We start from the raw sequence: 23,068 nt of genomic DNA, 5'->3' as shown, positions 1-23,068 counted from the left end.
CGTGCCGGAGGTCCAACATGTTTAGATGGCTGGCTAGTACGCCCTACGAAGACGAACTTCGCCCCAAGCGCAAAGCCTATTCCCGCCCGCCACGCACCTACAGAATGTGTGGCCATTCCTACGAACTACCCGGCGGTATGGGGCGCTACGAACGCGTTCCCTGTCTCAAGCTGACTGGCCGCTGGTTGCGGGATGTCGGCTTCGAGATCGGTGCCAGGGTGGCCGTTGAGGCGAAGGATGGCTCCATCACGCTCACGGTGATCGAAATGCCACCGCCGGTGGCTCCGAAGGTTCCCGGCAAGGTGCAGCGGGAGCTGGCCCAGATAGGGAGGTTGTCATGAGCAGGCGCGTACTCATGCGGGCGAAGATGGAAGACACCCTGCGCGCCAACTTCCAGGCTGCGGCGGCCTGCAATTTCCTGCCCGCAGCCACGGTGCTGCGACAACTGATGCAGGCGTACGTGGTGGTGCAGGGCGCGCCTGCCGACTCCGTGGCAAGGCGGCCCGGCAACGCTGTGCCGGTTGCTGCCGAGGCGGTGGCGAGGCTCACGCGGCCGCTGCACATGCAGCGCGACGAGCGGGATGTGGAAACGCTGTTCCAGCGGCAGTGCCAATGGAAAGACAGCGTCTTTGGGGGCGTATCGGGAGGAAACACCCATGGCTGAGCAAGAGCGTGAAAAGCCGTACGTATCGCCGGCGCGACGGGAGGCACTGCGCATCTGTGCCGGCATGCTGGTCAGGCTGGTGGATGTGGTGGAAGGCTGCCACCGGCTCACAATGTTGCGGCGCGCGGCAGGTATTGACGAATGGGACAGGGACTTCGCCGTGTTCGTTGACATGTCAGAAGAGTTCGACCGCCTGGGTGCCTGGGAAGGGCGTAGGTACTGGTCGGAAGAAGAGCTGGCCAAGGCGGTGCCGGATGGCAAGGAGATAGCCGCTCGGGCACGGGCCTTGACGGCACGCGGGTGCCATTCGGTGATGCGGCGGGTCTTTGCTGAGGCGGGTCACTGAAGATTGGGGGCCGCAGGCGCACAAAGCGCGCGAGCCGAGCGCCTGAGCCCGGCGCCCGCGCACCACGCCCCGGCTGGCCGTAGAATCCGGCTTCCAACGGTGAAGGATCACGGCATGAAGCTCAGGGGTAGCGTGCGCGGCAGGCTGTACATGGGGTGCGTAGTGCTGCTCGCTCTGCTGATGGGTGCGATTTCACCTGCGGTGGCGCAGACAGCACGCAAGCCATCCGCCTATGAGTACCGCCCGGGCAATGACGTTGCTGCGCAGCCAGCGGTGGGGCCGGACTACCTGTCGCGGATCGATGGCCGTGAGCAGTTCATGCAGCTTGCCCGCGTCTACAACGCCGGTACCGCGCTGGAAATGCCACATCTGATCTTCGTGATCGACCGTCAGAATGCCGCACGCGTGTATTACATCAACACGCCGCGCTTCGAGCTGCACGAGAACTTCGTGCGCCGCCAGGGGCTGGTGCGCGCACTGGACAAGGCCACGCTCAATGCGCAGTACCGCGATCCGCAGCGGCGGTTCCTGTTCGGCACCGTGAGCTGGCAGAAGGACCTGCCGGGGTACACCTACGAGTTCTGGGAGGGCGACAAGCTCACCGCCGCGCTGCTGCGGCAGACCGACGAGGTGGTGCGCGCATCGTTCCGTGATCCGATCCGCTTCAAGACCAACTCCACCCAGCATGAGCAGCTGGCCAGCGGCATGAAGCTGCCGTTCGTCAGCCAGGAGGCCTTGTTGCGTGAGCAGCGTTTCCTGCCATTGAACACGGGCAAGGCCGAAGGGCGGCTGCGCATCTTGCGTACCGAGGCGCAGCTGCGCACGTTGTCGCCGCGCGATATTCCGGTGCTGGACGAGGTGCCGATCGCGCTGGCCCCGGTGGCCGGGCTGGTCACGCAGCGGCCGTCGACGCTGTTGTCGCATGTGAACCTGCTGGCGAAGGGGTGGGGCATTCCCAACGTGTACGTGCGCGACGCCCAGAACGCGTTGCGCCAGTACGACGGACGCTGGGTGGCGCTGGAGGTCAGCAACAACGACTACCGGGTAACGCCACTGGCGCGCCCGGCACGCACGCCGTCTGCAGCGCCTGCACGCGCCACGGTGCGCAACCTGCCACGCCCGGATCTGGCGGTGGCCGCGCTTAAGCCGCTGGCCGCGCTGCGTGCACGCGACAGCAGCCACTGCGGGGTGAAGGCGGCCAACCTGGGCACGCTGAAGGCGGCGCTGCCACCGCTGGCGCGCGTGCCCGATGGCTTCTGCATTCCCTTCGCGCATTACCAGGCTGCCATGCAGCGGTTGGACATTCCCCAGCGCCTGCAGACGCTGCAGCGCCGCCCCGGCTTCAACACCGACCCGAACGTCCGCCGCGAGGCGTTGGCCGCGCTGCGCGCCGAGATCACCGACGCCGCGCCGGCCCCTGCCTTCGTCCGCATGCTGGATGCGCAGTGGCAGGGCCAGTTGAAGGCCGGCGGGGTCTTCGTACGCAGCTCGTCCAACTCGGAGGACCTGCCGGGTTTCAGTGGGGCAGGGCTGTACACCACGGTGCCCAACGTGACCCGCTCCGATGCCGTGGCCAAGGCCGTACAGACGGTGTGGGCCTCGGTCTACAACTTCGAGGCCTACGAAGCGCGCACCGCCGCGGGCCTGCAGCAGGACGCGGTGGCCATGGCGGTACTGGTGCAGCTGGCGGCACCCTCGGACAGTTCCGGGGTAATGATCACCCGCGACCCGTTTGATCGCGCCCACCAGCACACCACCTACATTTCAGCCAAGCGCGGGCTGGGCATCCGTGTGGTCGAGGGCAAGCGCCAGGCCGAACAGCTGATGTATTCGGACTGGTCCAAGGCGGTGCAGGTGCTGAGCCGCTCGGCCGAAGATACCCAGCTGGTGGCCAAGGCCGGTGGCGGCGTGCGCGAAGTACCCATCACCGGCTCACGCCAGGTGCTTACCGATGCGCTGATCGCGCGCTTGGCCAAGGTGGGCAAGGCCACCAAGCAGGCATTGGGCGGGGTTGACCAGGATATCGAGTGGGCGGTGGTGGGCGATGAGATCGTGATGCTGCAGTCGCGGCCGTACGTGGATGGCGGCGCGCGGTAGCGCATCTGCTCAGTGGGATGAAACATAGCTTGCGCCGGGCCATGCCTGCGGAATGGCGAAGCTCTCGCGCATGCGCTGTGCTTCCTTTGTCGGCGTCAGCCCGAACAGCCGCTTGAATTCGCGGCTGAACTGCGAGGTGCTTTCAAACCCTACCGCGTGGCAGGCCGCAGCAGCGGTCATGCCCTCGCGCACCATGAGCAGGCGCGCCTGATGCAGGCGCGTTGATTTCAGGTACTGCATGGGCGAGGTGCAGGTCACTGCCTTGAAGTGGCTGTGGAACGAGGGCGTGCTCATGCCGGCGCTCTGGGCCAACCGTGCGACATCCAGCGGTTGGGCGTAGTCCGAGTGGATGCGTTCAAGCGCTTTGGCAATCTTTCCGAACCTTCCCTGCTGGGAGAGTGCCGCGCGCAGGACGGCACCCTGCGGGCCGGTGAGGACGCGGTAGTACAGCTCACGGAGCAGCTGGGGGCCGAACAGTGCCGATTCCACGGGATCGGCAAGCGCGCGGAGCAGACGTTCCAGGGAGAGCTGCATGGCCGCATCCAGCGGGCTGGACATCATGCTCTGCGGTTGTGCCACGTCTGTGCTGATGTCGTGGCGGTCAATCTCCAGCATCAGCTCGGCCGCAAGCGGAAAATCCAGATGCAGGTACAGCGCGAGCAGCGGGGATTCCGCCGACGCATCCGTTTCCATGGTGAACGGCACCGGCACGGAGACGGCCAGGTACTGGTTGGCGTCGTACACATAGGTGCGTTGGCCGAAGTAGCCGCGCTTGCAGCCCTGGCAGACGATCACGATGCCCGGGTCGTACAGCACCGGGGTTCGCGAAAGCGGGCGGTCGGATCGGAGCACGCGCACGCTTGGCAGCGCGGTCAGGTTGTAGCCCTCCACCGGTGCCAGAGCGCGCACAAGCGGTGCCAGCGGCAGGGGGCTGGCCGGTCCGGAGCGGGTGGTGGCGTTGGAGGGGTTCATAGGATCAGGCAATAAGCGGAGCGAATTGCGCCTTAGCGGGACCGGGTGGTGGAACTATTGTGCACCCCATCCCCTGATGGAGCACCCCATGACGCACCCCAAGCGAATCTTCATTACCGGTGTTAGCAGTGGCTTCGGCCTTGCGCTCGCCCGCGAAGCCCTGGCCGCTGGCCACGAGGTGGTTGGCACGCTGCGCCAAGCCGACGGCATCGCGGCGTTCGAGGCGCTGGCGCCCGGGCGCGCGCATGCGCGCCTGCTGGACGTTACCGATGAGGCAGCCATCGGGGCGGTCGTCAGCGCGGTTGAGGCGGACCTGGGGCCGATCGACGTTCTGGTCAACAACGCCGGCTATGGCCATGAGGGCGTCATGGAGGAATCACCACTGGCGGAGATGCGCAGGCAGTTCGACGTCAACGTATTTGGCGCCGTGGCGATGATGCGGGCCGTACTGCCCGGAATGCGTGCCCGCCGCTCTGGACGGATCCTCAACATCACCTCCATGGGCGGCATCATCACCATGCCGGGCATTGCCTATTACTGTGGAAGCAAGTTCGCGCTGGAGGGCATCAGCGAAGCGGTGGGCAAGGAAGTCCGTGACCTGGGGATCCATGTGACGGCGGTGGCACCGGGCTCCTTCCGCACCGACTGGGCAGGCCGCTCGATGGTGCGTTCACCACGAACCCTGAGCGACTACGACGCGGTGTTCGACCCGATCCGGCAGCGCCGGCAGGAGGTCAGTGGAAAGCAGCTCGGCGACCCACGCAAGGCCGCGCAGGCCATGCTGGCCCTGATGGAAAGCGAGGCGCCGCCCGCGCATCTGCTGCTTGGCAGCGATGCCCTGGCCTTGGTTCGTGAGAAATACATGGCTACGCTGGATGACCTCGTGCGCTGGGAGAGCGTTACCCGCTCCACCGATGGCTGAACGAGGGGCAGTTACATCGCGGGTGGCGAGCGGACTTCGGCCTGTGCTTTCATTGGAATCGCATGCTGCCGCATGTGTCCAGAGAGACATCCATGCCATCTGATACCAGAAGGATTTCCGGCGCAGCGCTGCTGCTGGTTTCCGTGGTCTACGCGCTTGCCATTGTGTGGGGCGTTGAGTGGCTGCTCGATGCACTTCGCTCACGCACGTTTGGCATGGGGCCAGAACTGCAGCCACGCTGGGTGCGCACCGCCCTTGCCTTGGCGCCGTTCGCTCTGTTCTCGCTGTGGGTAGGCACACGCCGCCCGCCCCGCGTACGCCGAGGCTTCATCGCCGGCCTGTTGGCGTCGCTTGCGCTGTGGGGCTGGTATTACGCCGACGGATGGATGAACACCGGCGGCGGCGCCAACATCGGGCTGGGCATCATCATGATGCTCTCACCACTGCCGGTGTTCGTGGTCATCTGGCTGTTCGCACGCAAGGCGTGAGCCACGCGGTTCACCGCAGCTGGCAGATGCCGTTGGCGCCCTTGCGGCCGGTGTAGGACACCGACAGCGATCCATCCGGACTCTTGCTCAGCGAGATCACCGTACCCGTCGCGGCGTCCTTGGCCTCGTAATAGTTGTCGTTGGACTTCTTCAGCGTGGCCTCTTTGCCGTTGACGTAGACCGGCCCGCCCTGGTCGCCATGGACATCCAGGCCGCCGGGGCAGGTGGCATTGAACAACGGCAGCCCGCCGCTGGCGGCGGGAGCTGCGGCCGCGCCATCCGATGCATTCGAGAAGACGGCACGGCAGCCCTGTTCGACCCACACGGCATGCTTGCTCAAGCCCCAGGTCACCCCTTCGGTGCAGGGCGATTTGCTCAACTGCCGCTTCACCTGCACATCCCCCTGGGTGTCCATGGGGCACTCGGTTCGACCACGGCCCTTGGATTCACAGGTGACGTCGGCCGCCAAGGCAGGGGCAGCGACCAACAGCGACAGACCCAGAACGATGCATGTACGCATGGTTGATTCCTGAAGTGTTTACGCCCTGCCAGAGGCGGTGTAGGCGCAGGAAACGTACCGCCGGGGTTGTTGCGCAGTGGTGAAGTCGAAGTGACCTGCGTGCGAGTGCGGGCGGGGTCAGTAGAAATACGTAGAAGGGCGGTGCGGTGGATGTGCCAGGGGCATGCGCTGGCAGGGGTGTCGTGCGAGAATCCGGCAGACCTCGGCCGCATGGATCGGAAGGCTTGAATGGAAAAGCGTGTCTGCTTTGATTTCGAAATAGAGTTCAGCAACGGTGGCGGTATCCAAGGGCAGGAGTTCCGGCTGGATATCGAAGGCGATGACATCAGTGATGACGCGCTCGCCGACTACATCGTTCGTGACATGCGGCTGCTGATGGTGGGCACGGTGCGCATTCTCAACAAGCGCATCATTGAAGAGGCGCATAAGCGCCCTCTGCAGGATTCGCCCGCGTCATGACGGCCTTTGTGGGTCGAATGGGTTTGGTGCTGCTTCTAGCACTGGCTTCTTCGCCGGCCGAAGCGGGGAGCGCAGTGTTCTCCGAGAGCCTGAAGGTGCCGCGCGTTGATGGAACTCTGGTGGACGTGCACCTGCAGCGTCCGTCCACGAAACGGAAGGTGCCGCTGCTGGTCTACATCGATGGCTCGCTGTGCATCCCCTCCACCTACAACGAAAGCGTTGCCTGGCTGCTGCAAAAGAGTGACGGTGCCCATCCCTTCGCGTTGGCCGTGATCGAGAAGCCGGGCCCGACCCTCCCGGCGCTCAACGCTGAGGGAGATATCGAGATCGGACCAGATTTCCAATGCAGCGCGGAATTTCGGCAGCACTACTCCATCGACCAGCGCGTGATTGACCATCTGCGCGTGCTGCAGCACCTGAACCGGCATGCGAGCTGGTGGAACGGGGAGCTGCTGGTGTGGGGCTTCTCCGATGGGGGGCGCATTGGCGCGCAGCTGGCGGCGTACTACCCGCAGACCAAGGCCGTGGCGCTGGTGGGCGTTGGCGGCGGCATGCGGATGGCGGATTCCATGGAGGCGATGGTGTGCGCAGCGCCTGCGGACGCTGCTGCGTGCCGCGAATCGCTGCGCAAGGAAATGGACGAGATTCGCGCCGCGCCGGTGCCCACGCGGGACTGGATGGGGGAATCCAACACCTATGCGACATGGGCCAGCCGGCTGGATGCGGTGGAGGCCAATGTGCTGCGCGACCTCAAGGCGCCTCTACTGGTGGTGCACGGCGAACGCGACGGGTCGGTGCCGGTGGCGTCCGCACGTAAGCTGGCCGAGCTCATGCAGGGCTCTGGCGTGGTGTTCCGTTACCGGGAAGTTCCGGGCATGCGGCACAGCCTTTGGGGAGCGGCGTCCCCGCAGCAGGGCGAGGCACTGCACCAGGAGGTGCTTGAGTGGTTGACGGCGCAGGAAGAAGACGTGGGACGCTAACGGTCCTTGCCACTGGACAGCAACAGCCGCGCCTGCGATTGCCAGCCACCGATGAACAGATCCGGCTTGCCATCGCCATCCAGGTCGCCACGGGCCATGCTCCAGCTGCGGCCCACGGCGGCAGCGGGAATCACCTTCGCGGTGGCGTCGCTGAAGTTGCCCTTCCCATCGTTCTGCCACGCGCGTACCTGCAGGGGTACGAAGCCCGGCACGTCGATGGCGCTGACCACCAGGTCGGGGTGGCCATCGTGGTTGAAGTCCACCACGGTGCCGCCCCAGCTTGAGAAGCGGTGGGTGGGCAGGCGGGCATGGGTTTCATCCTTGAACCGCGCGCTGCCCTGGTTGATCAGCAACCGCGTCTGCGGGTCCTTGTCCCAGTCCCGGTTATTGCTGGTGAGGTTGAAGAACACCAGGTCCAGCCGGCCATCGCCGTTGGCATCCAGGGCATGCACTTCGCGGGTCTCGGTCGGAATCTGTGGGCCCAACCGGTCGGTGGCATCGGTGAAGTGCCCGCCGCCATCGTTCAGCAGCAGCCGGTTGATCGGATCCTGGCTGGCAATGGCCATGTCCAGGTCACCATCGCCATCCAGATCGGCCAGCACGATGCCCTGCGCCTGCACGTCGATGGCGGGCAGGTGGGTGGTGCTGGCATCGATGAACCGCCCGGGGCGTGCACGGTCATTGAGCCACAGGAAGGGCTGCGCCACGCCCTCCTTTCCTTCGGTGGTGTTGCCTACCACGATGTCGGGCAGGCCGTCGCCATTCACATCGCCGACCGCTACCGCGTTGGCCTGGCTGGTGGCGGGCAGGCGTTCGCTCGCCCGGGCAAAGCCACCCTTGCCGTCGCCCAGGAACAGGTTGTGCTGCTCGGTATCTTCGGCCACGAACACCACATCCAGGTGGCCGTCGCCATTGAAGTCGGCCACGCGCACATGCTCGTTGTCGCCCGCGATGGAGCCGAACGCACCGGGCGTGTGGCTGAGCTTGCCGGTGCCATCGTTGAGGTACAGGCGGTTGGCACCGTTCTCCACCGCTACCGCGACATCCAGGTCACCGTCACCATCGGCATCCAGCAACGCCGCATCCAAGGCGTGCAGCTCGGCATCCGCCGGCACGTGGGTGGCGGTGACGTCGGTGAACAGCGTGGTGGCCGGCGGCGGTGGCGCCGCGCAGGCGGCGATCGAGGCGCAGGACAGGGCCGTGAACAGCAGGAATGACGGGGTGGGTCGGTTCATGCTGTTCGTTCTCCAGTTCATTCAACCAGGGCAAGTTGCCGCGTGGAGCCTGGCCATAGAGCAAGCTTGTGGGTGACGTTGGTGATGGTCCGGCGCGGGTCGGTGGGGTGTGGCCGGGACGATGTGCTGCTTCGGCCCTGGCGCCACAGCCCGAACATCACGATCTCCGCGCCCACCGGGAAGGACTTCAGCCAGGCGGCGTCGGCATGCCCGACGCTGACTTCATAGAAATCACGGCGATCGGCCACGCCGGTGTGCTGGTACTTCGGCGCGCAGTTGAGGAACAGCGAACCCGGCTGCGGCGAGCGGTGCGACCTGACCGTGCCGACCAGCGCCATGGGCAGGTCGGTGGAGCCGGTGCCTATCCGCTCCCAGGCTTCGTCGTAGCGCTCCTGGTCGTAGATGAAATTTTCCCAGTCCACCCGCTTCTTGCCCAGGCGCAGGGTGACCTGCGAGGCCACGAGGTCATCGCTCTCACACATCGCGCGCAGCACCAGCAGGTCGGCGAGGGTGCCCAGGTAGCCTTCGAGGGTGTGCTGCTCGATGCCGCCACGTTTCAGCGCCTGCTGCAGCAACAGCAGGCGCAGCTCGTGCCGGCCCTCGTTCAGCGGCGGCAGGAACTCAGGATCCGAACCTGCGGCGAGAATGGCCTGCAAGCGGCCGGGGGCGTTGTACCGGCAGCCCGGCTGGTGTTCGGCGCCCTCGTTCAGGGTGATATAGGAAGGGTCCGCGGCCACGAACTTCACCGAAGCGCCGCACCCTTCGCTGTCGCACAGGAGGGTGGGCAGGGTCTGCTGCGTATCGTGCCGCTTCTGCAGGCCCTCGATGCGATGCAGGGTGCCGTGTGTTCCCACCGCCCTGCGCATCTTGAGATCGCCGCTCATCTTCGCGTTCAGCCCGGGTAGGCCGGGAAGCGCTCATCGGGGTGGTGCTTCTTCCACTCGGTATGGGCCACGGTGCCCTCCCAGGCAAGGAAGGTGTTCGGCACGCGGCCGCGACCAGACCAGGTTTCCTGGGTATGCGGCAGCCAGTAACGCGGCGGCAGTTCCTTCCGCTCGGCCTTGGCGGGTTTGGCCCGCTTGGCCGGGCTGGCCGCGCCCTCGCTGCCCAGCAGGGCACGCAGCCTGCGCTGCTGTTCCGGGCTGAAATCGCCGAAGCTGGTGGTCAGCAGCAGGGTGACGCGCTCATACGCCTCCTTGGTGGCTGCACGCAGCACGGCGTGCGGGGAGAGGGATGCGGATGGCTTGCGGGGCATGGAAGTCCAGGAAATGAGGGCTGACGGCGGCAACGATAACAAATGCCCATGTGATCAATCCCCGGAATCAGTGTCAGACAACCCGCGGGGGAGGCCCGCATTACTCTTTCGAGGCATGCGCGCCGGCGCCGATGGGTCCCCAATGGGCACAGCCAGATCGACGCTGGAGGCGCCCCGGTGCAGCTGTTGTACGCAACCTTTCCCGACCGCATGCCCGGCGTGGGCCTGCTGTTGTTCCGCCTGTTGCTGTCGTCGATGCTGGTAGGGCCCTGGGGCCTGCGCGGGGCGCTGCCCCCGGATGACCTGCTCGGGTTGGCTTGGGTAGCCGCGGCCCTGATCGCGTTCGGCGCGCTGCTGCCGGTGGGGATAGGCGGGGCACTGGTGCTGGCCGGGTTGGATGCCGCGCTGGACGGCTGGCCGATGGCCGGGCTGCTGCTGGCGCTGCTGTTGCTGGGCCCGGGCGCGTATTCGGTGGACGCGGTGCTGTTCGGTCGACGGGTGCTGGAGCTGCCTGCGTCGCGGCGCGGTCGCGACGACAACACGAACACTCACCCGAAAGAGTAGTCGCGCGGCCAGCCAATCGGGGCTTGGGCGGGGCGCGCTGCAGGAACAGCATGCACGGGTAGATTTCGCGAGGTCCGAGCCAATGCATGCCCATCGTCCGGCATCCGCCGTGGAACCCGTGCCAGGCGCACCTTCGCGCGCGGTCGGGCGGGCGGTCGACTATATCGAGGCCAACCTGTCCGAGCCCCTGCAGCTCAGCGCCATTGCCGGGGCGGCGTGCATGAGCCGGTTCCACTTCGCTCGCACCTTCCGCGAGCAGACCGGGCTGAGCCCGATGGAATACCTGCGCATGCGGCGCATCGAGCGCGCCCGGCACCTGCTGCGTACCGAGGGCCAGCGCGTGTGCCAGGTGGCCAGCGCGCTGGGCTTCTACGACCAGAGCCACTTCGTGCGCTGGTTCCGCCGCTCGCTGGGCTGCACCCCCACGGCCTACGTGCGCGCCCTGCCGCCCGCGACCTGCCAGCAATGCGACGGAACGCCTTGCGGGTAAGCGTTTTTGTATGATGGTCGGGACGCGCAGGGGCTGACCATGACGATCACATTCCGGGGCCTTGCCTGCGCGTGCCTGCTTCTGCTGGGCGGCCACGCTGCGGCGTTGGACCCGGCGCGGGCGGTGGGGCAGTTCCACCACACCGCGTGGACGGTCAACCAGGGCGCACCGGGGCAGGTGACCGCGCTGGCACAGACAGCCGATGGCTATCTCTGGCTGGGTACGGAAATCGGCCTGTACCGGTTCGATGGCGTGCGCTTCACGCGCTTCGTGCCGCCCGGCGATGACGCCTTTCCCGCGACCAGTGTGTCGACCCTGTACGCCGCCCGCGATGGCGGGCTGTGGGTGGGCTTCCGCTACGGCGGGGTGAGCCGGGTCGAGCGCAACGGCGTGCGTCACTACGGGCCAGCGGCGGGGTTGCCGACCAGCACCGTGTTCCGGTTCGCCGAAGACGGCCAGGGCCGCTTGTGGGCCGCCACCTTTACCGGCCCACTGTTCCTGCAGGGCCAGCGCTGGGCGCGGCCCACGCAGGCCATGGGCTACCCGGGACGCCAGGCGCGTACGTTGTTCACCGATCGCGAGGGCACGTTGTGGGTCGCCACCGAAGCCGGCATGGTGGTGTTGCGACGCGGTGCCAGCGCATTCGAACGGGTGCCGGCCCGCGTGGGCCGGGTGAGCCAGATTGCACAGGCGCCGGACGGTGTCATCTGGGTGGCCGAAGCGGACGGCGGTGTGCGCCCGCTTTCAGGCCAGGGCGATGCCGTGGAATCGGCCGGGCTGCTCTTCGACCGTGATGGCGTGCTCTGGGCGACCACGCTGGGTACCGGGTTGGTTCGCCGCTCACCGCAGCGCACCCAGGCGGAGGCGGAGTCCTTCCGTCGCGCGGAGGGGCTCAGCTCCGATTACGTGCAGCCGTTGCTGGAGGATCGCGAGGGCAACGTGTGGGTGGGCAGCAGCCGCGGGCTGGACCGTTTCCGCCACGCCAACCTGGTGCAGGTGCCGATGCCGGAAGGCGCGCAGGAGTTCGCCATGGCCGCGGAGGGCAACGCGCTGCTGGTGGGCACCCGCAACCACCCGCTGCAGCGCGTGGACATGGCCTCACGCCAGACGCTGGCACTGCCGGCGGGGATTACGGGCATGCACCGCGATGCTGGCGGCACCATGTGGTTGGCCGGTCCAGACGGGGTGTGGCGCCGGGACGGGGAGCGGTTCTCGAAGGTATCCGGGCTGCCGGTGGCGGCGCGCTCGGGTGTGCAGGCCATCGCGACCACCCCGGACGGCGCGCTCTGGGTGTCCTTGAACACGCCGGGGGTGTACCGGTTCAAGGACGGGCAGTGGGCGCACTTCCAGGACAGGCCCGGACTGCCCACGGGCGGTTCGCCGCTGGTGATGCAGGCCGATGCCGGCGGGCGGCTGTGGCTGGGCTTTGCCCGCAATGCGGTGGCGGTGCTCGACCATGGGGTGTTCTCCACGCCGTGGTCGGGTGAGCCGCTGGACGTGGGCAACGTCACCGCGTTCTTCGAGGACGCGCACGGCATGTGGATGGGCGGCGAACGCGGCCTGGCACGCGTGACCGATGGCCAGCTGCACAATGTGCTGCCTGCAGTGCGCGAAGACCTGCGTGGCATCAGCGGCATCGTGGCCGATGCTGCTGGCGACCTGTGGTTCAACGGGGCGCGTGGCGTGGTGCATGTGCGCGCCGGGGACATCGGCGGGCTGTTCAGTGCGCAGGCCACCCCGCGCTACGAGCGCTTCGATGCGCTGGATGCATTGCCTGGCATCGCGGCACAGTTCCGGCCGTTGCCCACGGGCGTACGAACGCAGGATGGGCGGCTGTGGTTTTCCACCACCAGTGGACTGGTCTCGATCGACCCCGCCCGGATCATGCGCAACCGCGTGGCGCCGCCGGTGGAGATCCTGTCGGTGGCAGTGGACGGTGTGGACATGCCGATCCATGGCGGTGCCGTGGAGCTTCCGGCCGGTACGAAGAACCTGCGCATCCGCTTCACGGCACTGAGCCTGTCGATTCCCGAGCGGGTGCGTTTCCGCTATCAGCTGGAAGGCTTCGATCCGCAGCGGTTCGAGGCCTCGACCGCGCGCTCGGCGTTCTACAACGCGCCTGCCTCGGGGCAGTATGTGTTCCGGGTGGCGGCCAGCAACAACGATGGGGTCTGGAACGAGCAGGGCGCCAGCGTGGTGGTCAACGTTGCACCGCACTACTGGGAAACCGCCTGGTTCCGCGTGCTGTGCGTGCTCGCGGGTGCGGCACTGCTGTGGCTGCTGTACCTGGGCCGGCTGCGGCAGCTGGCCGCACGGATCCGTACACGGCTGGATGAGCGTCACCGCGAGCGCGAGCGGATCGCACGCGAGCTGCACGACACCCTGCTGCAGAGCACGCAGGGACTGATCCTGCGGTTGCATGCCTCCAGTCGCAAACTGTCGCCCAGCGATCCGGTCCGCGCCGAGCTGGAAGCGGCCATGACCATGGCCGAGCAGGTAGCGGCCGACGGCCGCGAGCGGGTGCGCGGCCTGCGTGGCGATGTGGAACGCACGCGCGATCTTGGTGCTGCGCTGATGGGCGTGGCGGAGGAGGCGCATGGGCTTGAGACCCCGGCCGTTCGCCTGGTGGTGGAAGGCACGCCGCGCGCGATGCAGACCTGTGCGGCCGAAGAGGCGTACATGATCGGCCGCGAAGCCCTGCTCAATGCGTTCCGTCATTCACGTGCGGCGCAGGTGCAGATACTGGTCAGCTATGGGCGCCACGGTTTCCGTCTGCGCATCAGCGACGACGGGATTGGAATGCCCCAAGGCGCGGAGGCCATGTCCGGGCATTGGGGCCTGGAAGGCATGCGCGAGCGCGCTGCGCGCGCCGGTGGCACGTTGACGATCCTGTCCGGACGGTCGGGGCGCGGTACGGAGATCGACCTGCAGGTACCGGCGTCTTTTGCGTGGGAACCGCGGCGCCGCTGATCCGGGCATCGGCATGAAGAGCAACGGCGTACAAGCGTGAACCCGCCGGTATCTGGCCCCATGTGAGGTGCCGCCCATGCGCAGGATTCACCGATGCCCCCCAACGTGTTGGATACGCTGATGCTCACCCGCCGCCAGGCGCTCCAGGCCGGTGCCTCGGCGCTGGCCGTCATGGCGTTGCCGGGCTTTGCCATGGCACGCACCCCTTCCCCCGCTCCGGAGAACACTTTCATGTCCGAGAACTACGTCACCACCAAAGACGGCGTCCGCATCTTCTACAAGGACTGGGGCCCGCGCGATGCGCAGCCCATCGTCTTCCACCACGGTTGGCCGCTGTCGTCGGACGACTGGGACACCCAGATGCTGTACTTCCTGCAGAAGGGCTACCGCGTCATCGCCCACGACCGCCGCGGCCACGGCCGCTCGGCACAGGTCAGCGACGGGCATGACATGGACCATTACGCAGCCGATGCATCGGCCGTGTTCGAACACCTGGACCTGCGCAACGCCGTGCATATCGGCCACTCCACCGGCGGCGGCGAAGTGGCGCGCTACGTGGCCAGGCATGGCCAGCCGCAGGGTCGCGTGGCCAAGGCGGTGCTGGTCAGCGCGGTGCCGCCGCTGATGCTCAAGACGGCCTCGAATCCGGGTGGCCTGCCCATCGAAGTATTCGATGGCATCCGTGCGGGTGTTGCGGCCAACCGTGCGCAGCTGTTCGTGGATTTCCCGACCGGCCCGTTCTATGGCTTCAACCGCCCCGGCGCGACCATCTCCCAGGGCGTGATCCAGAACTGGTGGCGCCAGGGCATGATGGGCAGCGCCAAGGCCCACTACGAGGGCATCAAGGCCTTCTCCGAAACCGACCAGACCGAAGACCTCAAGGCGATCACCGTGCCGACGCTGGTCATGCACGGCGACGACGACCAGGTGGTGCCGATCGCAGATGCGGCGCTGCTCTCGGTGAAGCTGGTCAAGAACGGCACCCTGAAGGTCTACAAGGGCTACCCGCACGGCATGCTGACCACGCACGCCGACGTGATCAATCCGGACCTGCTGGCCTTCATCAAGTCCTGATCAGGCGCTGCCACCCGGCATCCGGAACGTAAATGCTGTACCGGTGGCCTCATCCGAGGTCACCACCAGCGTGCCCCCATGCGACCGCGCAATCTCGGCGGCGATGTAAAGCCCCAGGCCGAGGCCGGGCCGCGGCAGCTCCGCCTGCTCGCGCGAAAACGGCCGGAACAGGGTCGCCAGTCGCTCGGCGGGAATATGCCCGCCGTTGCGCACGGTCAGCACCAATCCCTCTGGACCGGTCACCGCATCCAGCGCGATCGGCGCAGCAGCGTCGCCATGCTGCACGGCATTGGTCAGCAGGTTGGCAAGCAGCTGCCCCAGGCGGTTGGAATCGCACACCACCGCGCCATTGATCTGCATCCGCACCGCGATATCCGAACGCCCGGTAGCGTTGGCCACTTCATCCACCACCTGCCGCAGGTCGGCCGCCAGGCGGTCGGCACTGCGCAATGCCACCGGAATGCCGCCGCCCAGCCGGCCACGCGCGAAGTCGAGCACATCGCTCACCAACCCTTCCATGCGATTCACGCTGGAGGTGATGTGGTCGAACATGCGCTGCTGGTAATCGGTATGCGGCGCAGCTTCGAGCGCTTCGGTCACGAAGCTGATCGATTGCAGGGGATTGCGAAGGTCGTGGCCCAGCACGGCAATGAACTGGTCACGCAGCTCAGCCACCTGCCGCGCATCGGTAAGCGCCACTGCCGCCTGTTCAAGGCGCTCTTCGGTATCGAGGTAATTGCCGACGAGCTCGGCCAGCAGTTCCATGGAGCGCTGGACATGCGCTTCATCGAACGTGGCCGGCGCCGAATCGATCGCGCACAGGGTGCCGAAGAAGCTGCCATCCGGCCTGAAGATCGGTACCGAGGCGTAGCTCTCCAGCCCATAGATGCGCGGAGTGTGATGCCTGGAATAAACCGGGTGCAGGCTGGCATGGGCGAACACCACCGCCTTGGGCGACTGCCGGATCTCATCGCAGATGGTGGTTTCCAGCACCAGCTGGCCACCCGGCACCAGGCCGAAGCCCAGGGTGTCGTGGGTGGCGCACGCCGTCCACGTGGTTTCGGTCACCCGGGCAATGGCCGTGAACCGGCAGCCGGTGATGTGGGCGACCGTCTCGAGGATGCGCGGGACGGCCGCGATGCGGCCGATCTCGGCGATGTCGCGGAGCAGGGCGGGATCGGAGAGTTGGGGCATGGGTTTCAGCAGGTCTTCAGTCCAGTAATGGTCACACGAATCGTGCCGTGTTGGGATCCAACCAGAGCCGCACACAGCGGCCAAGGCAGATACTTAACAGTTCAGCCGCCGCGGGATTGGTGCAGAATGGCCTGCGCCCAGCCCATGGAGGAACGATGTTCAAGCGTTTGATGCAGAGCCTGACCGGCAAGCCCGCCAGCGCCAGACCGCCGCTGGCCGTGTCCCAGGCTGCAGCGCCTCCGGCGGAGGCCGCACCAGCCCAGCTCATCACCGCGTACGACGCCCACGGCCGGGAACTGCAGGTCACCCGGGCCGACTGGCGCGACAACATGCTGTTGCCCCAGATCAAGGCGATGTGGGACCAGCCCAACGAGCTCTACCAACTCATCCTCAATGCGCTGGACGACGGGTTCGCCGCCGAGGTTGATCCTGCGTCCCAGCGGATGCTGGAGATCGACCCCATCGTTGAACGGGCCCACGTCATCCGCGCGATCGTGCTGATGCAGCAGGAACGCTTCGCGCAGGCCGGGCAGGTGCTGCGCGATGCAATCGGCAGGATCGGCGAGACCGCGACGCTCCTTACCAACCTCGCGAAGGTGCAGGCCGGTAGTGGCGACGAGCATCAGGCCGATGCAACGTTGTGGAAGGCGCTGCAACTGGACCCGAACCAGGACAACGGCCTGGGCTGGTGGCTTGCACGGCAGCGCGAGCGCGGCGGTGAGCCCGCCTACCGGGCAGCACTGGAACAGGCAGCGGCCCTGCCGGGCAGCTGGCGCGCCAGCCTCTATCTGGGGCGGGAAAGCCTTGCGAAGCAGGATGTCCCGGCAGCGCTGGACCAGTTCCGCAGCGTGCTCGCCCAGGCAGCGCACAGCACCGATGTGTTGTTGGTCATTTCTGGCGACCTCGGCAATGCCGGCAGGATCGTCGAGCTGGTGGACCTCATCGGTCCGTCCTACGACCCGGAAACGCATGGGCCGCAGGTCGGGATGAACCTGGTCCAGGCTTATCTGCATCTTGATCGCCTGGACGAGGGCGAAGCGTTGCTGCATCGCCTGTACGCGCTCAACATTCCGCCGTTCAAGCAGCATCTGGATGCAATGGCCAGCCAGTACGAGGCGCGGCGGCAAGCGGGTGCATCATCGCGGCCAATCGACACGGAAGAACTGCAGATCGCGCACATGCCGTTCGAACTTCCGATCTGGCGTTACGGCCTGCGCGATCCGCAGTGGCTGTTTGCGAACAAGCCCGAAGGTGTGCGCAAGGTGACGTTCCTGATGCTGGGCAAGGTCGTGAGCGGCGAAGAGCGCGCGGAACAACAACGGGAAGACGAACTGGGGCGCCTGAGTCGCGCCATTCCGCTGTACCTGGCGGAAAGCGCCTACGAATGGACATCCCTGCACGCCCACTCCCTGGCCGCAGTGGTCCGGGGTGGCGGGCCGGTGCTGTTCGGTGCGCAGGACGAGGCCGGCGAACGCGAAACCGCGGCTGGGTTCGCGTCCAGTACGGATCTGCTGGTGCTCGGTTCCATTGGTGAGGCAGGCAACCTCTGGACCGTCGATCTTGGCATCTGGGATACCGCCCGCGTGGCATTGATCGGGCGTGAAGCGGTGTCGTCGGACAGGGCAGGGTTGGAGGCCGCGATACTGGAGCTGGAAGGCAGGGTGCTTGCGCGACTGGGCGGCGTACAGGGCGCGCCGCACGATGCGATCTACACGCGGCCCACGGCGGAACAGATGCAGCCGTATCTGGGCGCGCTGGCGCAGTCACTGACGCTGTCCCTGGTCGCCAACGAGGTCACGCGGAAGCAGGATCTGTGGGGCGAGCGCAACCTGATCGAATGGCCGCTGCGGATGGCACTGCAGTGGCCGGAGCAGGAAGTGTTCAAGGCCCTGTACCTGTCGGGTATCAGCCACGCGGCGCGCTACGGTTCCGAGCTGCTCAGCGAGTTCGAGGGGCGTTCGTTCGCCCTGCTGCACGAGATGGGGCAGGCGAAATCGCCGCTGGTCGACCTTGGACCGCTGCTGCTGCATGCCTTTGGCCGTGCCGACGGGCTGGCAGCGCTGCGCAGGGACACCGCCGATGCACGTCGCCTTGCATGGATTGAACGGGTGGTCGGGGTTGGCTAGATTGGCGGCTCGACAGTAGCTCAACCGGAAGAGACGCTGATGCCATCGCCCCGGTACACAGTGTTGAGAGCCATGTTCATGGTCGTCACCTGGCTGATCATCGTGGTGGTATCAGCCGAATTCCTGCTGGCGGCGTATGCAAAGTACGGGCTTCTGGACAGCCCCGCGTACGGCCGCTTCGTGGATCGCCATGGCTGGCTATGGCTGCACCTGGCTGGCGGCGTGGTGGCCATCGTGACCGGGCCGATCCAGTTGCTGGCGCGCTGGTGGTGGGAACGTCCTGCACTGCATCGGCGGGTTGGGTATCTCTATTTCGGTGGAGTCCTCACGGCCAGCGCAGCCGCCGCCGGGTTGATCGCCACCACCCCCGCACCGCTTTCCATCAAGATTGGTTTCGCCGGTACGGCCCTGGCGTGGTTGACCACGGCGCTGTTGGCCATGATCGCGATCCACCGCGGCCGCGTGGAGCGGCACAGGACGTGGATGATCCGCAACTACGCGGTGACCTTGGCGCCAGTCCTGTTCCGCTTGATGTTGCCGGTGGCCATTGCTTCAGGCCTGGCGCCGGGCGGGGCACTCATCTCTTGCCTGCTTTGGGCAAGCTGGCTGTTGCCGCTCGTCATGGTGGAAGCGTTTCGCCGAAGGGCCGTTGCCTGCACGCCTTCGCCCTACCGTTGGAGGACTGCCATCAGGCAGCACCTGCCCTGGTTCCTGATCAACCTGGGCGTCGCCGGCAAGGGGCGGGATTGTGAGGCGCATGGTGGCGCGCATTCCTGGTACAACGTCGACGGCGATAACAGCGGGTGTTATCACTGCAGGGTGGTCCGGCCAGGTGTGCCGTAGCTTGGAACGAACGGGTGGCCAGCAGGCCAACGAGAGGCAGACGCCAATGTCATTCCACAATGAATTCATCTCGAACGAAGACCTGCTCCGATACCGGCTGGATGCGGTCAACGAAGCACTCGGTATCGACGGGCCGCCAGCTCTTCAATGGACCATTGACCGCGAGCACGACAGTTACCTTCGGCTTGCGTTCAACATTGCGGATGACGCGCGCCACCAATGGAAATGGTTCTTCAGATGGCGGGGAACCATGCTGGTGCTTACCCTCCTTGAGCTCGATTCTGGCATAGGGCTCAATGGCGTGGGTTGGATCCACTATCGACTCATGGAACTGGTGCCGCTTGGCATCGAAGTCCCAGCCGCCGATGTGGAGATGCAGCGCAACGATATCGTCGGAGATCTGAGGGACGCGTTGAAAGTTTACAAGGTGGGTGGGATGTTCCCGCTATGCACAGAGTGCGACGTGCGGCTGGATGGCTGACCTCAGCCCTACGTGCCTGAATCTGCGCCAGCAAGACCTATGATTGCGTAATGTGGCGCAACCGTTTCATGCGCTGTTCCCATCCTGTCACCAACTGGGGGATTCATGTCTGCACTTGCCTTGCTGTTTGCCGCTGCTGCTTCCGCCCCTACCCAGGCCCCACCGGATGGTGCCACCGTAGCCGCCATCGAGGCGACCTGCTTTGACTATGTGGATGGGCAGCTGGAAGCCGATCCCCAGCGGGTAGCGCGGTCATTGCATCCAGACCTGGCCAAGCGGATGGTGCTGGGCGAAACCCCGGACGAGCGGCTGGGCCTGCGCCGCATGAGCAAGGAAGAACTGGTGGGCCTGACCCGCCAGGGCGCGCTGAAGACCCCCAAGGCAGAGTGGGACCGTACCTGCCGCGTGCTGGACGTTACCGGCAACGCGGCCTCGGTGCGGCTGGAGACGCCCTGGTTCGTGGACTACTTCCACATGGGCCGTTTCGGTGAGCGCTGGATCATCGTCAACGCGCTCTGGTACTCCAAGCCCAGACCGGCCTCCACGGCACCGGCGGCCAGGTAATCAGGGCGAACACGCCGCATGGTGTGACAGCAGATCGGCGAGTCGCCCGCCGTCCGCAACAGCGGCAACATAGCCGTCGGGGCGCACCAGCACCCACTCGTCCGGGCCCAGTCCGTACGCGCGCTGGAAATGCCCATCGTCGTCGCGCAGGTCACCCTTCGGCCCAATGAGGTGTACGTGCAGTCCGGCGCGCGGCGGCGCAGCAGTGCGGTCGGCCGCATGGCCGAGCAGCGTCCAGTGGGTGCCGCGGAGTACCTCGAACAATCGGATTGGCTGCCCGCCTGCGCCCTGCAGCGGTGCATCAGGCGCGCGGTCGCCGGCCTCGATGCGCCCCTCGCGCGATTCGGCCGGCAGCGTAAGCGAAGACACCCGATACCCCAGGTCGAGCTGCTGCACCTCACGCCCACGGCGGTTGTCGCCGCGCTGGGCGTGCTCGAGAAGCCTGGTAGCAAGACCGAGCATTGCCGCCGCAACCGGCCTGCGTTCTTCTTCGTAAGTATCGAGCAGTACCTCTGGCGCGCCGTCCAGTACGGACGCCAGCTTCCAGCCCAGGTTGTATGCATCCTGCGCGCTGGTGTTCAGTCCCTGGCCGCCGGTAGGCGGATGGGTGTGCGCCGCATCGCCAACCAGGAATACCCGGCCAACGCGATACCGATCTGCCAGGCGTGCGTTCATCTGGTACGCGGAGGCCCACGAGACGCTGTCGACCGTGATGTCATCGCGCCCTGTCCGCGCGTGCACCATCGCGGCCAGGCCATCGACGGACAGGTCCACCTCGCCCTCCGGCGGCACCGGTGCCTGCAACTGGAACAGGTCCGTGCCCATGAGCGGGCACAGCGAGATGCGGCGCGTCATGTCGTCCTCGTTGAAGTTGTGCCACGCATCGCGGGGCAGGCCCTGCAGCACGATATCGGCGACGACGGCGCGAACGCCCAGGGTCTGGCCCGGGAAAGGAATCGCCAGTGCCTGGCGCACGAAGCTGCGGCCGCCGTCGGCGCCGATCAGGTAACGGGTTCTGATCGCCTGCTCGCCGCTGGGCGTAGCGATGCGGACGTGCACACCTTCGCCATCCTGATCGAAGGCGAGCACTGCGTGGCTGAATTCCACGGCATGGCCCAGTTCGGCCAACCGCTCACGCATGACAGCTTCTGTAAGGAACTGCGGCACCATGAGCGGCTGACGATAGGGCTCGGCGGGGGTAGCCAGCGCAGCTTCCAGAACCGCGCTGTCGGCGCTGCTGCCATCGCCATGGTGGGTACGCGAAAGGGGGTACGGCCCCCCGGTAGCGAACAACCGGTTGAGGATGCCCATGTCCTCGAAGACCTCTTGGCTGCGGGGCTGGATGCCTTTGCCGCGCGAGCCATGGAAAGGCTGGTCCTGCTGCTCCAGCAGCCTGAAGGACACGCCACGCCGGGCCAGTTCGATGGCCAGGGTCAAACCAGCGGCACCGGCGCCACAGATCACAACATCAGGGGTGTTACCCATCGTTTTCTCCAAGTATGTGTAATATGCACGTATCTGGAGGGGATGCTATGCCTGCGAAAAAGAGAGTGCAAGATACACATATTTCGGCCCAGCTGAAGTCGCTGCACCTGTCCATGGTCAGCCTTGTCAGCGTGATGAACCGCCCGCGCAACGACGAGCGACTCCTGCAGGAAGCGGGGGTGAAGCTGGACCAGGCTCTGTTCCGGCTGCTGGTGGTGATCGAGCGGGTCGGGCCGATCGGGGTGGTCGAACTGGCTGACCGGCTGGGGCGCGATTACACGACCATCAGCCGGCAGGTGGCCAAGCTCGCGACCATGGAACTGATCACCCGCCAGGGTAATCCGCAGGACCGCCGGATCCGCGAGGCCACCATTGCGCCCAAGGGCAAGGAGATGACTGATCGCTTGGACGCCGCGCGCGAGCGGATGGGCAGGGTCATCTTCGACTCATGGGAGCCGCAGGAGGTATCGGACCTGGTGCGGCTGATGGCGAAATTCGCCGATGCCATGGAAGCGGTCGAACGGGGGGCCTGACAGGGTCAGTCGCTGCCCAGCATTTTTGCCAGCGCGGCGGTCACCCGCCGTTTCACCGCGGGTGGCATGCGCCGGTTGGCGATGTAGTCATGGGCCCAGAGCCCGTCGGACGCCAGTCGCACGATGAAGTTGGCCATGGCTTGGGCATCGTCCGGGTCGGTGGGGTCAGGCGCGGCCCAGGCGTCGATGATCCGGTCCCACGGCGCGGCCAGGGCCGGGTCGTGCGCGAACTCCAGCAGGAACAGCAGTTCGGCGCGGGTGGCGCCGTGGCTGGAGGCGAGGATATAGGCGCGGTGGCGCTCGGTGGCCGTGGTCTGCTCGAACGGCTTGCCGGCGTGGCCGACCAGCACCGCTTCCCACTGCGCGGCAAGCTGCTCATTGATGCCTTGGATCAGCGCCTCGCGCGATTGGAAGTGGTAGACCAGCCCACCTCGCGTCACCCCGGCTTCGGCGGCGACCGAATCGAAGGTGACGGCGCGGATGCCATCGCGGTTGGTCACCCGGATGGCGGCGTCGAGGATGCTGTCGCGGTTGCTCTGGCGCATGGCGGTGTTCAGTGCTCAGTGATTGACAGCGAAGGTAGCCGAACCTGGCCCGTAGCGGCGCAACAGCACGAGAGTAAATACGCTGCCCGCGCCGAGTACAGCGCCGACAATCGCAAGGATGAGCGCGTAGCTGCGATCGAACGCCGTTGACGCGGCGTGCAGCAGCGCGGTCCCGCCCGCACCGTCGGCGCTGGCCAGCGCCAACGCTTCGGTGATGCCCTCGCGCGCCGCAACCGGTGCGCCGGCGGGCAGTTCCAGGCC

25 protein-coding genes and 1 pseudogene are annotated in these 23,068 nt (G+C 66.4%); 17 read left to right on the top strand and 9 right to left on the bottom strand.

All coding sequences use genetic code 11. From position 1 onward, the window contains the following. Positions 1-17 precede the first annotated feature (17 nt). The 4 genes from QMX79_RS10630 (at position 18) to QMX79_RS10615 (ending at position 3,107) form a co-directional block, all read left to right on the top strand. Positions 18-341, top strand: coding sequence for a SymE family type I addiction module toxin (locus QMX79_RS10630; protein WP_282246724.1), 324 nt, complete (start codon positions 18-20; stop codon positions 339-341). Beyond that, positions 338-664 (top strand): hypothetical protein, encoded by a 327-nt coding sequence (locus QMX79_RS10625; protein ID WP_282246723.1) that lies wholly within the window; start codon positions 338-340, stop codon positions 662-664. Before QMX79_RS10630 ends, QMX79_RS10625 begins: the two co-directional genes overlap by 4 nt. After that, a complete protein-coding gene (locus tag QMX79_RS10620; RefSeq protein ID WP_282246722.1) occupies positions 657-1,010 on the top strand; it encodes a hypothetical protein in 354 nt (117 codons plus the stop codon). Before QMX79_RS10625 ends, QMX79_RS10620 begins: the two co-directional genes overlap by 8 nt. 114 nt (positions 1,011-1,124) lie before the next feature. Further along, a complete protein-coding gene (locus QMX79_RS10615) occupies positions 1,125-3,107 on the top strand; it encodes a PEP/pyruvate-binding domain-containing protein (RefSeq protein ID WP_282246721.1) in 1,983 nt (660 codons plus the stop codon). Positions 3,108-3,116: 9 nt separating this feature from the next. Here QMX79_RS10615 and QMX79_RS10610 read toward each other — a convergent pair whose 3' ends face one another. Further along, complete coding sequence (locus tag QMX79_RS10610) at positions 3,117-4,079, bottom strand: AraC family transcriptional regulator (RefSeq protein WP_282246720.1); 963 nt, start codon at positions 4,077-4,079, stop codon at positions 3,117-3,119. An 88-nt stretch (positions 4,080-4,167) separates the two neighbouring features. Here QMX79_RS10610 and QMX79_RS10605 point away from each other — a divergent pair, with 88 nt between their 5' ends. Beyond that, the gene (locus QMX79_RS10605) at positions 4,168-5,001 is read left to right on the top strand and encodes an oxidoreductase (RefSeq protein ID WP_282246719.1); all 834 of its coding nucleotides are present in this window, start codon (positions 4,168-4,170) and stop codon (positions 4,999-5,001) included. Positions 5,002-5,063: 62 nt separating this feature from the next. Further along, on the top strand, positions 5,064-5,489 hold the full coding sequence (locus QMX79_RS10600) for a hypothetical protein (protein ID WP_282246718.1): 426 nt from the start codon (positions 5,064-5,066) through the stop codon (positions 5,487-5,489). Between the two features lie 10 nt (positions 5,490-5,499). On the opposite strand, the gene QMX79_RS10595 is transcribed toward QMX79_RS10600, so the two are convergent. Next, entirely contained in the window at positions 5,500-6,009 is a 510-nt protein-coding gene (locus QMX79_RS10595) for a DUF3011 domain-containing protein (RefSeq protein ID WP_282246717.1), read from the bottom strand. Positions 6,010-6,237: 228 nt separating this feature from the next. Here QMX79_RS10595 and QMX79_RS10590 point away from each other — a divergent pair, with 228 nt between their 5' ends. Next, positions 6,238-6,468 (top strand): cyclase, encoded by a 231-nt coding sequence (locus tag QMX79_RS10590; RefSeq protein ID WP_282246716.1) that lies wholly within the window; start codon positions 6,238-6,240, stop codon positions 6,466-6,468. Continuing rightward, a complete protein-coding gene (locus tag QMX79_RS10585; protein ID WP_282246715.1) occupies positions 6,465-7,448 on the top strand; it encodes a prolyl oligopeptidase family serine peptidase in 984 nt (327 codons plus the stop codon). Before QMX79_RS10590 ends, QMX79_RS10585 begins: the two co-directional genes overlap by 4 nt. On the opposite strand, the gene QMX79_RS10580 is transcribed toward QMX79_RS10585, so the two are convergent. The 3 genes from QMX79_RS10580 to QMX79_RS10570 are packed head-to-tail and all read right to left on the bottom strand — an operon-like array spanning position 7,445 to position 9,938. Next, positions 7,445-8,683 (bottom strand): VCBS repeat-containing protein, encoded by a 1,239-nt coding sequence (locus QMX79_RS10580; RefSeq protein ID WP_282246714.1) that lies wholly within the window; start codon positions 8,681-8,683, stop codon positions 7,445-7,447. The genes QMX79_RS10585 and QMX79_RS10580 overlap by 4 nt on opposite strands. 17 nt (positions 8,684-8,700) lie before the next feature. After that, positions 8,701-9,567 (bottom strand): hypothetical protein, encoded by an 867-nt coding sequence (locus QMX79_RS10575; protein WP_282246713.1) that lies wholly within the window; start codon positions 9,565-9,567, stop codon positions 8,701-8,703. 8 nt (positions 9,568-9,575) lie between these two features. Further along, positions 9,576-9,938: an H-NS family nucleoid-associated regulatory protein gene (locus QMX79_RS10570; protein ID WP_282246712.1), complete on the bottom strand. Its 363-nt coding sequence runs from the start codon at positions 9,936-9,938 to the stop codon at positions 9,576-9,578. A gap of 177 nt (positions 9,939-10,115) precedes the next feature. Between QMX79_RS10570 and QMX79_RS10565 the strand changes: the two genes are divergently transcribed. The 4 genes from QMX79_RS10565 to QMX79_RS10550 all read left to right on the top strand — a co-directional run bounded on the left by QMX79_RS10565 (position 10,116) and on the right by QMX79_RS10550 (position 15,036). Continuing rightward, positions 10,116-10,502, top strand: coding sequence for a hypothetical protein (locus QMX79_RS10565; protein ID WP_282246711.1), 387 nt, complete (start codon positions 10,116-10,118; stop codon positions 10,500-10,502). 109 nt (positions 10,503-10,611) lie between these two features. After that, the gene (locus QMX79_RS10560) at positions 10,612-10,992 is read left to right on the top strand and encodes an AraC family transcriptional regulator (protein ID WP_282246710.1); all 381 of its coding nucleotides are present in this window, start codon (positions 10,612-10,614) and stop codon (positions 10,990-10,992) included. Positions 10,993-11,031: 39 nt separating this feature from the next. Continuing rightward, positions 11,032-13,962, top strand: coding sequence for a sensor histidine kinase (locus QMX79_RS10555; RefSeq protein ID WP_282246709.1), 2,931 nt, complete (start codon positions 11,032-11,034; stop codon positions 13,960-13,962). Positions 13,963-14,193: 231 nt separating this feature from the next. Further along, on the top strand, positions 14,194-15,036 hold the full coding sequence (locus QMX79_RS10550) for an alpha/beta hydrolase (protein WP_282246729.1): 843 nt from the start codon (positions 14,194-14,196) through the stop codon (positions 15,034-15,036). Here QMX79_RS10550 and QMX79_RS10545 read toward each other — a convergent pair whose 3' ends face one another. Further along, positions 15,037-16,230, bottom strand: coding sequence for a GAF domain-containing sensor histidine kinase (locus QMX79_RS10545; RefSeq protein ID WP_282246708.1), 1,194 nt, complete (start codon positions 16,228-16,230; stop codon positions 15,037-15,039). Positions 16,231-16,400: 170 nt separating this feature from the next. On the opposite strand from QMX79_RS10545, the gene QMX79_RS10540 reads away from it, so the two are divergent. From QMX79_RS10540 to QMX79_RS10525, 4 genes are all read left to right on the top strand, one after another. Beyond that, on the top strand, positions 16,401-18,356 hold the full coding sequence (locus QMX79_RS10540) for a hypothetical protein (protein ID WP_282246707.1): 1,956 nt from the start codon (positions 16,401-16,403) through the stop codon (positions 18,354-18,356). Between the two features lie 72 nt (positions 18,357-18,428). Then, complete coding sequence (locus QMX79_RS10535; protein ID WP_282246706.1) at positions 18,429-19,199, top strand: DUF2306 domain-containing protein; 771 nt, start codon at positions 18,429-18,431, stop codon at positions 19,197-19,199. Positions 19,200-19,245: 46 nt separating this feature from the next. Then, on the top strand, positions 19,246-19,680 hold the full coding sequence (locus tag QMX79_RS10530) for a hypothetical protein (protein ID WP_282246705.1): 435 nt from the start codon (positions 19,246-19,248) through the stop codon (positions 19,678-19,680). A 105-nt stretch (positions 19,681-19,785) separates the two neighbouring features. Beyond that, the gene (locus QMX79_RS10525; RefSeq protein WP_282246704.1) at positions 19,786-20,244 is read left to right on the top strand and encodes a nuclear transport factor 2 family protein; all 459 of its coding nucleotides are present in this window, start codon (positions 19,786-19,788) and stop codon (positions 20,242-20,244) included. Here the strand turns inward: QMX79_RS10525 and QMX79_RS10520 are convergent, their stop codons facing one another. After that, a complete protein-coding gene (locus QMX79_RS10520) occupies positions 20,245-21,729 on the bottom strand; it encodes an FAD-dependent oxidoreductase (RefSeq protein WP_282246703.1) in 1,485 nt (494 codons plus the stop codon). Between the two features lie 65 nt (positions 21,730-21,794). On the opposite strand from QMX79_RS10520, the gene QMX79_RS10515 reads away from it, so the two are divergent. Beyond that, on the top strand, positions 21,795-22,262 hold the full coding sequence (locus tag QMX79_RS10515; protein ID WP_282246702.1) for a MarR family winged helix-turn-helix transcriptional regulator: 468 nt from the start codon (positions 21,795-21,797) through the stop codon (positions 22,260-22,262). A 5-nt stretch (positions 22,263-22,267) separates the two neighbouring features. On the opposite strand, the gene QMX79_RS10510 is transcribed toward QMX79_RS10515, so the two are convergent. Both QMX79_RS10510 and QMX79_RS10505 read right to left on the bottom strand, forming a co-directional pair. Further along, positions 22,268-22,807: a TetR/AcrR family transcriptional regulator gene (locus tag QMX79_RS10510; protein WP_282246701.1), complete on the bottom strand. Its 540-nt coding sequence runs from the start codon at positions 22,805-22,807 to the stop codon at positions 22,268-22,270. 15 nt (positions 22,808-22,822) lie between these two features. After that, positions 22,823-23,068, bottom strand: a pseudogene (locus tag QMX79_RS10505) (MFS transporter); the annotation flags it as partial.

Source organism: Stenotrophomonas sp. PS02300, from assembly GCF_029959395.1.
In the GTDB taxonomy this organism is placed as follows: Bacteria; Pseudomonadota; Gammaproteobacteria; order Xanthomonadales; family Xanthomonadaceae; genus Stenotrophomonas; species Stenotrophomonas maltophilia_AD.
The sequence above is the reverse complement of the archived record's forward strand: the minus strand, read 5'-3'. Positions and strand labels throughout refer to the sequence as shown.